Source organism: Kitasatospora sp. NPDC085895, assembly GCF_040702125.1.
GTDB lineage: Bacteria > Actinomycetota > Actinomycetes > Streptomycetales > Streptomycetaceae > Kitasatospora > Kitasatospora arboriphila.
Map to the genome: position 1 here is coordinate 95,721 of NZ_JBFBJY010000001.1, position 12,310 is coordinate 108,030.

At 73.9% G+C, this 12,310-nt stretch carries 11 protein-coding genes and 3 tRNA genes; 4 read left to right on the forward strand and 10 right to left on the reverse strand.

Annotated elements, in window-relative coordinates; translation table 11 throughout:
- From AB0442_RS00460 to AB0442_RS00495, 8 genes are all read right to left on the reverse strand, one after another.
- Positions 1-3,825 (reverse strand): beta-ketoacyl synthase N-terminal-like domain-containing protein (locus AB0442_RS00460; protein ID WP_366159771.1); only part of this gene is annotated, 3,825 nt, incomplete at its 3' end.
- Positions 3,826-3,904: 79 nt separating this feature from the next.
- A complete protein-coding gene (locus tag AB0442_RS00465; protein ID WP_366159772.1) occupies positions 3,905-4,801 on the reverse strand; it encodes an alpha/beta fold hydrolase in 897 nt (298 codons plus the stop codon).
- Positions 4,785-5,057, reverse strand: a complete 273-nt coding sequence (locus tag AB0442_RS00470) for an acyl carrier protein (RefSeq protein WP_234443387.1) — start codon at positions 5,055-5,057, stop codon at positions 4,785-4,787. The genes AB0442_RS00465 and AB0442_RS00470 overlap by 17 nt, the downstream gene beginning before the upstream one ends.
- Before the next feature lie 758 nt (positions 5,058-5,815).
- Positions 5,816-6,238 (reverse strand): MaoC family dehydratase, encoded by a 423-nt coding sequence (locus AB0442_RS00475; RefSeq protein ID WP_030263677.1) that lies wholly within the window; start codon positions 6,236-6,238, stop codon positions 5,816-5,818.
- Between the two features lie 5 nt (positions 6,239-6,243).
- Entirely contained in the window at positions 6,244-6,702 is a 459-nt protein-coding gene (locus AB0442_RS00480) for a MaoC family dehydratase N-terminal domain-containing protein (protein WP_363540488.1), read from the reverse strand.
- A gap of 92 nt (positions 6,703-6,794) precedes the next feature.
- Positions 6,795-6,959, reverse strand: a complete 165-nt coding sequence (rpmG, locus tag AB0442_RS00485) for a 50S ribosomal protein L33 (RefSeq protein ID WP_004571794.1) — start codon at positions 6,957-6,959, stop codon at positions 6,795-6,797.
- 84 nt (positions 6,960-7,043) lie between these two features.
- Positions 7,044-7,116, reverse strand: a tRNA-Met gene (locus AB0442_RS00490).
- Positions 7,117-7,158: 42 nt separating this feature from the next.
- Positions 7,159-7,231: transfer RNA gene (locus AB0442_RS00495), tRNA-Thr, on the reverse strand.
- Positions 7,232-7,462: 231 nt separating this feature from the next.
- Between AB0442_RS00495 and AB0442_RS00500 the strand changes: the two genes are divergently transcribed.
- Positions 7,463-8,704, forward strand: a complete 1,242-nt coding sequence (locus AB0442_RS00500; RefSeq protein ID WP_366159773.1) for a hydrolase — start codon at positions 7,463-7,465, stop codon at positions 8,702-8,704.
- A 463-nt stretch (positions 8,705-9,167) separates the two neighbouring features.
- Positions 9,168-10,094, forward strand: coding sequence for a hypothetical protein (locus AB0442_RS00505; protein ID WP_366159774.1), 927 nt, complete (start codon positions 9,168-9,170; stop codon positions 10,092-10,094).
- Positions 10,095-10,201: 107 nt separating this feature from the next.
- On the opposite strand, the gene AB0442_RS00510 is transcribed toward AB0442_RS00505, so the two are convergent.
- Positions 10,202-10,282: transfer RNA gene (locus AB0442_RS00510), tRNA-Tyr, on the reverse strand.
- Between the two features lie 213 nt (positions 10,283-10,495).
- On the opposite strand from AB0442_RS00510, the gene AB0442_RS00515 reads away from it, so the two are divergent.
- A complete protein-coding gene (locus AB0442_RS00515; RefSeq protein WP_363540493.1) occupies positions 10,496-10,984 on the forward strand; it encodes a YajQ family cyclic di-GMP-binding protein in 489 nt (162 codons plus the stop codon).
- Between the two features lie 216 nt (positions 10,985-11,200).
- Positions 11,201-11,758 carry a hypothetical protein gene (locus AB0442_RS00520; protein ID WP_366159775.1) on the forward strand — a complete coding sequence of 186 codons (558 nt, stop codon included), beginning with the start codon at positions 11,201-11,203 and terminating at the stop codon, positions 11,756-11,758.
- A 40-nt stretch (positions 11,759-11,798) separates the two neighbouring features.
- Here AB0442_RS00520 and AB0442_RS00525 read toward each other — a convergent pair whose 3' ends face one another.
- Positions 11,799-12,275 carry a hypothetical protein gene (locus AB0442_RS00525; protein WP_344621419.1) on the reverse strand — a complete coding sequence of 159 codons (477 nt, stop codon included), beginning with the start codon at positions 12,273-12,275 and terminating at the stop codon, positions 11,799-11,801.
- Positions 12,276-12,310: the final 35 nt, after the last annotated feature.

Here is a 12,310-nt window from a genome sequence, read left to right on the forward strand (position 1 = left end):
CTCGGAGACACTCACCGACGGCGCCGGAGCCGCAGCGGCGGACGCCGCACCCGCGACCCCCACCATGAAGTCCACGATCTGGCCGAGGGTGCGCAGCTCACCCAACTGCTCCGGACCCACCGGCACCTCGCTCGGGAACCGCTCCGAGAGCACACCCAGGATCTCGACCCGCTTGATCGAGTCGATCCCCAGATCCGCCTCCACGTCCATGCCCAGTTCGAGCATCTCCGCCGGATACCCGGTCTTCTGCGCCACCACCTCCAGCAACGCGGCCGACACCTCGAAGGCACTCACCGACGGCGCCGGAGCCGCCGGGGCCACAGGTGCGGGCGCGGGGGCCGGAACCGGGGCCGGCGGCAGGGCCGGTGCGACCGGGGCTTCGGCGGCGGGCAGCGGCTCGGCGGCCACCGGCACGAACTCGGCGACCGGGACGGCAGCCGGCAGTGCGGGGACGGCCACCGGCGGCGCCGCGGCGGCAGCCTGCGGCTGGGCGGGCGCGGCCGGTGCACCGCCGAGCTCCAGGGCGGCGAGGTCGCGGAGGATCTCGTTGGCCCGCAGGTGGGTGCGGCCGATGGCGAGGCCGTGCTCCTTGACGGCGGTGACGCCGGCGAGCACCTCGTCGACCCGGCCCTGCCCGGCGGCGTTCTCCAGCAGTCCGGCGAGCCGCTGGGCGCTCTGCAGCTGGCCGTTGAGGTAGTCGTCGTGGAGTGCGAGGTGGTCGGCGATCAGCTCGGGCAGTCGGTCGGGTGCCGCGGCGGCGGCGTGGTCGTGGTCCACGGGTGCGTTCTCCTGGACGGCGTTCCTCGCGGGGAGGGGGAGGGGTGCGGGCTCCGGCGGTACGGCGGCGGGCGGCGGCACGGGGACCGGCACGGCGACGGGTGCGGGTGCGGGTGCGGGCGGGGCAACGGCCGCCGGAGCGGGGGTCACGGGCTCCACGCCCGGCGCGGGCACCGCCGGTACGGCCGCCGGGGTGACCCGGTAGCCGTTCTCCAGGGCCTCGCGGTAGGCGGCCTTGCGGGCGTCCGAGACGTGGTTGATGCCGTTCAGCGGCACCGTCATGCCCTTGCTCGGGAGCGTCTCCGGCGCGGCCGCGGCGTAGCGGTCGGCGACGGACAACGGGATTCCGAGGACGGCGAGTCGGGCGACGGCACGCTTGAGGGCGAGGTCGGCGTCGGCGCCCGGTCCGCCGTCCAGCCGGACGGCGTGGTGCGGGCGGTCGCCGAGGATGCGGGCGACCAGCTGGGTGAGGACGCCCTTGGGGCCGAACTCGACGAAGGTGCGGAATCCGGCCTCGTACATCTCCTCGACCCGGTCGGCGAAGTGCACCGGGTTGATCAGCTGTTCGGCGAGCAGGGCGGCGTTGGCCGCGGGGTCGTCGCCGTAGCGGCCGCCGGGGGTGTTGGCGTACACGGGCCGCAGCGGCGGGCGGACCTCCACCCGGTCGACGGCGGCGCGGAAGGCCTCGACGGCGTGGCCGACGAAGGGGGTGTGGAAGGCGGCGGAGACCGGCAGCCGGGAGATCCGCAGCCCGGCTCCGGCCGCCGAGGCGACCAGCCGTTCCACCGCGGCGGTCGGACCGCCGACCACGATCTGGTCGGCCGCGTTGCGGTTGCACACCACCAGTTCGGGGTGGTCGGCGAGCAGTTCGGCGACCTTCGCCTCGGGGGCGCTGACGGCGGCCATCGCGCCGGCGTCGAAGCCGGGGTCGGCGGGCGGGGCCATGGCGGCGCCGCGGGCCCGGGCGAGGGCGAAGTAGGCGTCGTCGGTGAGGGCGCCGGCCGCCCAGAGGGCGGTCAGCTCGCCGAAGCTGTGGCCGAGGTGGCCGTCCGCGGCGAAGCCGAGTTCGCCGAGGTAGCGGTACTGGCCGGCGGCGAGCGCGCCGATCGCGGGCTGCGCGTACGCGGTGCGGCGCAGCGACTCCTCCTGGGCGGTGCGGGCCGCGGTGGAGAAGGCGGGCGGCGGGAAGGCCACCCGGGAGAGCAGTTCGGCGCCGTCGAACTCGCGGTTGGCGCGGTCGAAGGCGGCGCGCAGCGGCGGCAGGGCGAGGACGGCACGGTGGCCGGGGTTGACGTACTGGCTGCCCTGGCCGGCGTAGAGGGCGCCGACCTTGCCGTGGTCGGCGGCGCGGCGGCGGTACCAGAGTCCGCGGGGGTGGGCCCAGTCGGCGGCGTCGGGCTCGGCGCGCAGTTCGGCGGCGGCGAGGGCGCGCAGCTCGGCGAGTTCGGCGTCGTCGCGGGCGGCGAGGGCGAGCCGGGCGTGGTCGGCGGGGGCGGGGCCCTCGGCGGCGGGGGCGCCGTCGGCGAGCCGGGCGGCGAGGGCGGCCGGATCGGCGGCGTGCCAGAGGTGGACCCGGGCGACGGGGAACATCACCTTGAGGTCCTCGCCGTCGCCGTGCTCCTGGAGCACGAAGTGGAAGTTGGTGCCGCCGAAGCCGAAGGAGGAGATGGCGGCGCGGCGGTCGGTGCGCCGCGGATCCTTGATCCAGGGCCGGCTCTCGGTGTTGACGTAGAACGGGCCGGCGGTGAAGTCGATCGCGGGGTTGGGCTCGTCGACGTTGATGGTGGGCGGGAGCACCTTGTGGTGCAGGGCGAGCGCCAGCTTGATCATGCCGGCGGCGCCGGCGGCGGCCTTGGTGTGGCCGATCTGGGACTTCACGCTGCCGACCGCGGCGTACTGCCGTTCCCCGGTGGTGTCGGCGACGACGGCGGCGAGGGCGGAGAGTTCGGTGGCGTCGCCGACGGCGGTGCCGGTGCCGTGCGCCTCGAAGAGTTCGACGCTGTCGGGGGTGCAGCGGGCGTCCTCGTACGCGCGGCGCAGGGCGACCATCTGGCCCTCCTTGCGCGGGGCGTAGATGGACTTGAAGCGGCCGTCGCTGGAGGAGCCGATGCCGCGGATGACGGCGTAGACCTCGTTGCCGTCGCGTTCGGCGTCGGCGAGGCGGCGCAGCGCGAACATGCCGATGCCCTCGCCGATCAGGGTGCCGTCGGCGTCCTTGTCGAAGGGGCGGATCCGGCCGGCCTTGGAGAAGGCGGGGGTCTTGCTGAAGCAGAGGTACATGAAGATCGTGTTCTCGGCGTCGCAGCCGCCGGCGATCATCGTGTCGGCGCGGTGCTCCAGCAGTTCGCTGACGGCGGCCTTGGTGGCGGCGAGCGAGCTGGCGCAGGCGGCGTCGATGGTCATGTTGGTGCCGCCGAGGTCGAGCCGGTTGGCGATCCGGCCGGCGACGACGTTGCCGAGCATGCCGGGGAAGGAGTTCTCCTCCCAGGGGGCGAAGGCGAGCTTGAACTTCTCGGCGATCTCCTCGGCGTCGCGCTCGCTGAGGCCGCAGCTGCGGACGACCTCCTTGAGCACGGGGGTCTGCAGCCGGGCGGAGAGCGGTTGGGTGAGCTGGTTGGCGCCGGTGACGCCGAGCACCACGCCGGTGCGGTCGGGCCGGTACCAGGGGCGGTCGGCGCCGGCGTCGCGCAGCACGTCGCGGGCGACGACGAGGCTGAGCAGCTGGAGGACGTCGGTGACCTCCAGGGTGGTCGGCGGCAGCCCGAACTCCATCGGGTTGAACGGGACGGTGGGCATGAAGCCGCCCCGTCTGGCGTAGGTCTTGTCGGGCGCGGACGGGTCCGGGTCGTAGTGCTCGGAGACGTCCCAGTGGGTGCTCGGCACGTCCTCGATGCAGTCGGCGGCGGACATCACGTTGCCCCAGAACTCCCGCAGGTCGCGGGACTTGGGGAAGAGCGCGGAGAGGCCGACGATGGCGATCGGCTCGTCCGCGAGCCGGCGGCCGAGTTCCGCGTCGGGCAGGGGGCTGGTGGGCTTCGAGGTGTTCACGGCAGGGCTCTCTCGAACTCGGAGGGCCGGGCGCCGGCCTGGGCTTGCGGGCGGCCGGGCCCGTACGGACGGGCCTGCGTCAGACCTTCGTTGCGGGTGCGCGCCGCGCGGGGGCGGCGGGGCGGACCAGGCGCGCGATCACGGCGGCGGCGTCCGGCCGGCTGAGCATGGTGTAGTGGTCGCCGGGGCTGCGGTGCACCTCCAGCCCGTGCGGGGCGAGCGGCCCCCAGCCGAGGGTGCGGTCGCCGGGCAGCAGGCTGCGTTCGGCGGTGACGAGCACCAGCGGGACGGTGGAGGGCCGGGCGGTGTAGGGGGCGGTGAGCCGGTTGTTGCGCAGCAGCCCGTCCACGTACGTGTCGTAGAGCTTGCGCAGGCCGACCGGTGCGGTGTCGGCGGGCAGGGCGCCGCCGGCCGCGGCGGCGGCGAGGACGTGGCGCAGGCCGTCCTCGGTGCCGCCGCCGGCGAGCAGGTGCGGGTCGACGTCGACCGGTCGGCCGCGCTTGGCGCCCAGGTACATGGCGAACCAGCCGAGCAGCAGCGATGGTTCGAGGGCGTCGTCGGGCTGCTGGTACTCGGGGGTGGGCGCGATGCTGTCGAGCAGGACGAGCCGGTCGGGCCGGCGCCCGGCCGGCATCCGTTCGACCAGGGCCTGGGCGACCACGCCGCCGAAGGACCAGCCGGCCAGGGTCCGCGGCCCTCCGTCGTCGAGGGCGTCGAGTTCGTCGCCGGTGCGGTCGGCGAGTTCCTCGACGGTGGTGTCGGCGCGGCCGCCAGTGAGTGCGGCCTCCCAGTAGGCGGGGTGCCCCGACAGGTCGAGGACGGTCAGTCCGGTTCCGGGCGGCAGGGCTTCGGCGAGGGTGCGGTGGACGCCGGCGGCGAGTGCGCCGGGGTGGACGAGGAAGACCGTGCCGAGGCCGTCGCCGGCCTCGGCCAGCCGGTGGACGACGGCGGGGCCGGCGTCACGCCGAGGCCGCATGGTTCTCCCCGGCGCGTGCGGCGGACTCCTCCGCGATGTACTCGGCCAGGTCCTTGATGCTCGGGTGGTACCAGAGGGTGGTGGTCCCGAGTTCGAAGCCGAGCCAGTTCTCCATCTCCCCGGCGAGGATGAGCGCCTCGGTCGAGTCGAGGTCGAGCTCGTCGAAGTACGTCTCCGGCGGAACGTCCTCCGAGGGCACTGAGAGCCGGTGGGCGATCTTCTCGATCAGCCACTGCTGGGCCTCAACGGCGGTCACGACAGGCACGGTCGGTCCTTCCCCAGGGTACGGTGATTTCGTCCGGTCGGAACATTTCCGAGAGCCACCCGCAGGTAAATCGGCGGCAAAGCCGAGACTGCGGGAAGGCAGCCCGAATCACGCGCTCGCAGCGCGCGGCAGACACGGAATCCGGGCTCTTCACACGATGGTTCGACCGGCCGCGACCGGCGCAGGACAGGCCACAGCCTGCGACAACTCCGGTACGGCGGACGATCGTTCAGTGGGTGAGCGGTGACGGTGGGCGCACAGCGGGCAGTTCCGCCGCGTCCCGGGTCAGGACCGTACGCGAGTGACATTCGCGCATGCAACCAACTCCGCGTAAATCAACGCGGATGCAACGCCGCAGAAATGTACTGACCGGACGGAATATCCCGCCGAAACTCGTTCCGGAAAAAGAAAATTGATGCGCCGTCCGACTCGTGCTTCGAATACGCACGCGCCTTGCCGCGTCCGGCCGGCGGGCGGGCGGCGGCCCGGGCGGCCGGCGCCGCCGGCACGGTCCAGAGTTCAACGACACCTTGCAGGCCGCTCCGGCGCCTGGTTATGGTCACGTCAGCGCGCCGCGGCGACCCCGCGGCCGTGCGCCGGCCACCGCACGGAGGGGGATCGAGGACGCCATGCCCGCGGACCGGCATCGGAAGCGGCCGTCGGGCGACGGTCCTCGGCCCGGACTCCCCCGGCGGCGAACGACGAAGGGCGGGCCCGCCGCCCGGCAGGCCCGCCCCTCCGACACCTTCTCAGCCCAGCTGCACCACGGCGCGGGACATGCCGAGCACCTTCTGGCCGCCACTGGTCGCCAGCAGGTCGACGCGCACCCGGCGGCCGTCCAGCAGCGCCGCGACCTTGCCGGACACCTCGATCACCGCGCCGACGCCGTCGTTCGGCACGGGCACCGGCTTGGTGAACCGGACGCCGTACTCGACCACCGCGGCCGGGTCGCCGACCCAGTCGGTGACGACGCGGACCGCCTCGGCCATGGTGAACATGCCGTGCGCGATGACGTCCGGCAGGCCGACCTCCAGCGCGAACTTCTCGTTCCAGTGGATCGGGTTGAAGTCGCCGGAGGCGCCCGCGTACTGCACCAGCGTGGCGCGCGTCACCGGGAAGGACTGCGCCGGCAGCTCGGTGCCGACCTCGACCTCGTCGAAGCTGATCGCCATCGGGTTCACTCCCCCGCCTCGTCGGCCGCACGCGCGACCAGGGTCATGACCGACGTCACCACGTGCTCGCCGGACTCGTCGTCGACCTCGCCGCGCACTGACAGCACGTCGTTGCCGGCCAGCGACTTGATCGAGTCGATCGTCACGGTGACGGTCAGCCGGTCACCCGCCCGCACCGGGCGGGTGTACACGAACTTCTGGTCGCCGTGCACCACCCGGCTGTAGTCCAGGCCGAGTTCCGGATCGGTGACGACCTGCGCGGCGGCGGCGTAGGTGATGACGAACGGGAAGGTCGGCGGCGCGATCACGTCCGGGTGGCCGAACGCCTTGGCGGCCTCCGGGTCGGTGTACGCGGGATTCGCGTCGCCGACGGCGACGGCGAACTCGCGGATCTTCTCCCGGCCGACCTCGTACGGCGCGGTGGGCGGGTAGGTCCGCCCGATGAAGGAGGGGTCGAGCGGCATGGGCAACTCCTCTGATCAACCGTCATGCAGACATGCAGAAATGACTCCAGGCCGCGCCCCGCGAGGGGGAGCGGCCTGGAGTCGAGGCAAAGTCAGCGGGTCTCGCGGTGCGCCGTGTGGGCGTTGCAACGCGGGCAGTGCTTCTTCATCTCAAGACGGTCCGGGTCGTTGCGCCGGTTCTTCTTGGTGATGTAGTTCCGCTCCTTGCACTCCACGCAGGCCAGCGTGATCTTCGGGCGGACGTCGGTGGCAGCCACGGGAGTGCCTTCCTGGGACAACGAATAAGAACACAGACAAGTGTAGCCGATCGGGAGGATGACCCCCCGATCGACTACGCGGGGTAGCGGTGACCGGACTTGAACCGGTGACACAGCGATTATGAGCCGCTTGCTCTACCAACTGAGCTACACCGCTTTGATGAGCGACCGCCCGCCGGAGCGGAAGGCCTTTCACCAGAGCCCCCATGCGGAATCGAACCGCAGACCTTCTCCTTACCATGGAGACGCTCTACCGACTGAGCTATAGGGGCGAACGAGGAAGAGATTACACGGTTCCGGGCCAGAGGTGAAATCCGTATCCGCCACGGAAGATCCCAGGTGGGGCGGGCCGCACGGACACCCGCAGGCCGTACGGCCGTTCGAGGCTCCGCGCATCCCGGCGGCCCGACCGATACGACTTTCGCCCGCCTCCACGGCGACCGTGCGCCTGCGTCCTAGGCTCGACCGGCAGGCCGCGGCCGACAGGATCCAAAGGAGCGCCGATGACCGGGGCAGACGCACCCGCCGACGGGCCGCCCGGCCGGGAGCCCGTCCTGCTGCTCACCGGCGCCCGGCTCGCCGACGGCCGGGTGGTGGACGTCCGGATCGCCGGCGAGCGCATCCTGGCGGTGGGCACCCCGGGCGGCCTCGGTCCGCTGCCGCCGGCCTCCGGCGCGGCGGACGGCAGCGGCGGGACGCGGATCGACCTCACCGGCTACCTGCTGCTGCCCGCCCCGGCCGAGCCGCACGCCCACTACGACACCGCCTTCTCCGCGGCGCTGCCCGGCCCGCCGCCGGACGGCCCGCCGGAGCTCGTCCGCCGGGTCACCGAAGCCGCGCTCACCGCACTCGCCTACGGCGCCACCGCCCAGCGCACCCACGCCCGGATCGGCGACGTGCACGGGCTCGGCCGACTGGAGGCGGTGCTGACCGCGGCGCAGGCGCTGCGCGGTCTGACCGACCTCCAGGCGGTCGCCATGCCCCGGCTGCTCACCGGCCGGGCCGGCGCGGACGGCCGGGCGCAGCTGCGCGAGGCGCTCCGGCTGGGCGCCGCGGCGGTGGGCGGCTGCCCGGAGGCCGACCCCGACCCGGTCGGGTACGTGCAGGTGCTGCTGGAGGCCGCCCGCGAGGCGGACCTCCCCGTCGACCTGCACTGTTCGGGTGCCGACCCGGGCCGGCTCGCCCGGATGACGGGTGTGCTGGCGCCGCTCCGGCCGAGGGTGACGCTGGGTCCGTGCGACGCGCTGGCCCCGGGCGCGTCCACCGTGCTGGCGAGCGCGGGCGTCCGGGTGGTCTGCCTGCCGCAGTTCGGCGGCTGCGCCGGCGGCGAGCGCCCTCCCGGCGGTCTGCGGCCCTCCGTGGTGCGCGAGTTGACGCAGGCCCGGGTGCCGCTGGCGGCGGGCAGCGGGGCGCTGCGCGATCTCGCGGCGCCGGTCGGTCGGGCCGATCCGCTGGAGGCCGCCTTCCTGCTGGCGTCCTCGGGGGCGCTCGGCCCGGAGGAGGCGTACGACGCGGTCGCCGGCCGGGCGCGGGCCGTGCTGGGGCTGCCGCCCGTCCGGGTGGACGCGGGTTTCCCGGCCGAGCTGCTGGCGGTGCGCGGCGACGGCCTGGCCGGGGTGCTAGCGGGCGGGCACAGCCGGTTGGTGGTGCACCGCGGCCGGGTGGTGTCCCGCACCAGCGCCGTCCGGGAGTTCGCCGACACCGTGGCCCTGACCCTGCCCCGGCAACCCCTCCCGGAGGACTGACCCGCCGGAGCCGGACGCCGGGCACGCGGTGCGGGCGGGCCGCACCCCCGTGACGGCCCGCCCGCCCTGCTCCCCCTGGTCCCGTGCGCTCACCCCGGGGCGCGACTCCCCCCGTACCGCGATCCGGGGCGAGCTCCCGTGATTCCCCCGTGCAGGTTCGGCCCCGGGACTTCACCGAGGCCCGGCAACCACTCTGCGCGCGACGGATAAACACCGGATCGGCAACGGCTGAGCGCACCGTCGACGCCGGAAGTCGTTCCTCACCGACGGGACGCGGGCCCGGCTCAAGGCTCACCGGTCCCGACGGCGCGAGCCCGAAGAGCACCGTCGGCGAGCACCCGTTCCTCACCCGCACCGCCTCGGGCAACGGCGGCGAACACCGGACCCGGGTCTTCCGCTGCCACGGCCGGCCCCTGGACCTCGCCCGGTGAGACCCCTCCGTCGTCGTGGCACCATCCCCACCGTGACTGCGCGGGTGGAGGACGTGGAGGACACGGACTGGTCCGGGCTGTTCCACGCCCTGGGCCCCGCCTCCGACACACCGCGGCAGCCGGCGGCGCTCCTCGGCGACGACGCGAGGGCTTTCACGGCCGGGTACACGCACCTCTGGTCGGCGACGCTCCGACAGGACGGCAGGGCCTGGCCGGCGACGGCGCCCACGGCACTGCTCGTCGCCGGGCTCCTGGACGATCCGCTGCTCGGGCGGGACGATCCCTCACTGCCGGAGGCGCTGCTCGCCTACCTGCACGCGGTCGCCGTCGTCGCCGACCTCGGCGACCGCGCCGAGCAGATCCGGGCCCGGGTGGCCGGCCGCGCGCGGGAGCTGCGGTCATGGACCGCCGACTACCTGTCGACCGACGACGACGGCCGGGCCCGGATGTGGGCGGACGCGACCGGGCCGGGCGGGCTCGTCCTCGACCGGGCGGGGCTGACCTGCTTCGACGCGGTCCCCGGGATCCTGACGCGGGTGCTGCCGCACCTGGCGTCGGGCCGTTCCAGGCACCGGGCGTGCGCAGCCGCGGCCGTCGGGTCACCGGCCCGGCACCCGTCGGCCGCGGCGCGGCGTCCGGCGCTGCTGGAACGGCTGGTTTCGACGGCCCGGGCCGCCGACTCCCCCTACGACCTGGCGCCGGTCGTCCTCGCCATCGGGCGGCTCGGCGGGGACACGCGCCCCTGGCTCGGCGACCCGCACCTGGGTGTCCGGGGCTGCGCGGCCCTGGCCCCCGGACTCGCCGACGACGACACGGCGGCCCGGGTGCTCGCGGAACCGGCCCGTTCGCCGCGCGCCTTCGCCGCGTCCTTCGGAGACATGGCCCCGCCCCTGCAGTTCCAGAGCGAGCCGTACCGGCGGCTGCTCACACCGGCGCTGCTCTGGCGGGCCGCCGGCTGACCTCCGGCGGCCGTACTGCCGCTGCACGGCCGGCAGGCGACAGCGCTGGCACAACGAAACAGCCCCTGATCTGCATTTCCGCAGATCAGGGGCTGTTTTCTATCCTGTGGCTGGTGCAGGGTTCGAACCTGCGTAGCTTGCGCGACAGATTTACAGTCTGCTCCCTTTGGCCGCTCGGGCAACCAGCCAGGATGGTGTCCCCCGGGGCGCTGCCCCGTTCGACGCGGTAAACAATACCTGATGGACGGGGGTGGTTCGCCACTCGGTTGCCGGGGGTGCGATCACGGGTCGGCCGCGGCGGACGGGGGCAGCGCAGGGCCGTGCTGGATAGGCTTGGGCGGTGCCCGCGCCGTACGGCCGGGCAGTGACCGTGCAGCCAGTACCCAAGGAGACCAACACCCATGGCCGACTCCAGTTTCGACATCGTCTCGAAGGTCGAGTGGCAGGAGGTCGACAACGCGATCAACCAGACCTCCCGCGAGATCGCCACGCGCTTCGACTTCAAGGGCGTCGGCGGTGAGATCAGCCGGTCGGGCGACAAGATCGAGATGAAGGCCAACGGCGAGGAGCGGGTCAAGGCGATCCTGGACGTCCTCCAGAGCAAGTTCATCAAGCGCGGGCTCTCGCTGAAGGCCCTGGACGCCGCCGAACCCCAGCTGTCCGGCAAGGAGTACAAGATCTTCGCGGACGTCAAGGAGGGCATCACCACCGACGACGCCAAGAAGGTCGCCAAGATCATCCGCGATGAGGGCCCGAAGGGCGTCAAGGCGCAGGTCCAGGGCGACGAGCTGCGGGTCAGCTCGAAGAGCCGTGACGACCTGCAGGCCGTCCAGGCGCTGCTCAAGGGCAAGGACCTCGACTTCGCGATCCAGTTCGTGAACTACCGCTAGTCGCTCCACCCCAGGAGGGCGCATCGGGGCGGAGGGCCGGAAACGGCCCCTGCCGCCCTCGATGGGCCCTCCCGTCATAGGTGCGCCGGAGTGTCGGGCGCCGCTGGCGACCGTTCGGTTCGGCCCTGGCCCGGTCGTCCCGCGCCACCCGGAGCGCGCCGACCGAGCGCAGGGCCGAGCGACCGCGACTACGTGGTCTGATCGGAGGACGACCGCATGACAGCGATGTCGGGCGCGCCGTGGTCGGTGTCCCTGGACTACTCGCACGACGCGGCGTTCGCGCTGGCGATCCGCGACGCGCTCGGCATCGCCGGCCCACCGGGGCTGCCTCCGGTGGCGCCCCTGCCGGAGCTGGCCGTCGACCCGGCCGCCCCGGCCGACGGAGCCGGCGCGGCGTGGCGGCACTGGTGGGACCGCGTCCTGCCGCCGACCGGGCAGGACGGGCCCGGCTCCCCCGTCCTGCCGGATGCTCCGCTGGACCGTGTCGTCGCGGAGAACTTCGGCGCCCTGCAGACGTGGAGCGCCGCCCGTAAACGTGAGGTCGCCCGCGCCACCGGCCCCGGTCACGCCGTTCCCCGGATCCGGGACTTCCTGCGCGAGCACGAGCAGGCCACCGGTGTCCGGCTGGCCGGGTTCCGGCTCGGCGTGACCGCGCTCCCCGTCGCCGGCCCGGTGTTCCTGCCGCTCGGCGGGGACCGGATCGCCGTCAGCATCGCGCTGCTGTCCGACCGGACGGAGTACCTCAGGCGCATCCTCGCGCACGTCGGCCCCTGACCGGGGGCCGCAGCCCCGGAGCGGCCTGCGGCCGGGCGGGTCAGCCGCGGACCCAGTCGGCCGAGTGGCGCTGCGCCCCGAGCCCGACGGCGTCGAACTCGTCGAAGCGCCCCTCCGGCACGGTCGCGCCGAGCCGGCGCAGCGCCTGCGAGATGGGGGTGCCGTCGGCGGACCGCGGCTCGTCCTCCTCGATGCGCAGCGGTCCGAGGTCGATCCGGCCGTGCAGCCAGACGGCCGCCTGCTGGGTGCCGGCGCCGCCGAAGAAGTCGGCCTCGACGTAGGCGATCGGGCCGGCCTGCGACCAGGCCTCCAGTCTGCGACCGAATCCGGCGGGGAAGCGGGTGAAGCCCGGCTCTGCACGGTCGCCGGGGACGTTCAGGACGCCGTGCAGCCGCTCGGTCATCGGGATCAGCGCCAGGCCCTGCGCCAGTCGCGCGACCTGCGCGACCGGCACTTCGGCCGCCACCACGTCGAGCAGGTCGGCGGTGGCGAGCAGAGCGTTGAGTTCGTATGACATTCCGTCATTCTGCGCTGATCAGCACCGTCGGGTCA

What these genes read in the sequence shown, in the direction of transcription:
- AB0442_RS00475 (WP_030263677.1), bottom strand. Translation starts at nt 6,238, where the DNA reads ATGGCGATCAGCTTCGACGAGGTCGAGGTCGGCACCGAGCTGCCGGCG.
- AB0442_RS00515 (WP_363540493.1), top strand. Translation starts at nt 10,496, where the DNA reads ATGGCCGACTCCAGTTTCGACATCGTCTCGAAGGTCGAGTGGCAGGAG.
- AB0442_RS00525 (WP_344621419.1), bottom strand. Translation starts at nt 12,275, where the DNA reads ATGTCATACGAACTCAACGCTCTGCTCGCCACCGCCGACCTGCTCGAC.
- AB0442_RS00465 (WP_366159772.1), bottom strand. Translation starts at nt 4,801, where the DNA reads ATGCGGCCTCGGCGTGACGCCGGCCCCGCCGTCGTCCACCGGCTGGCC.
- AB0442_RS00520 (WP_366159775.1), top strand. Translation starts at nt 11,201, where the DNA reads ATGACAGCGATGTCGGGCGCGCCGTGGTCGGTGTCCCTGGACTACTCG.
- AB0442_RS00500 (WP_366159773.1), top strand. Translation starts at nt 7,463, where the DNA reads ATGACCGGGGCAGACGCACCCGCCGACGGGCCGCCCGGCCGGGAGCCC.
- AB0442_RS00480 (WP_363540488.1), bottom strand. Translation starts at nt 6,702, where the DNA reads ATGCCGCTCGACCCCTCCTTCATCGGGCGGACCTACCCGCCCACCGCG.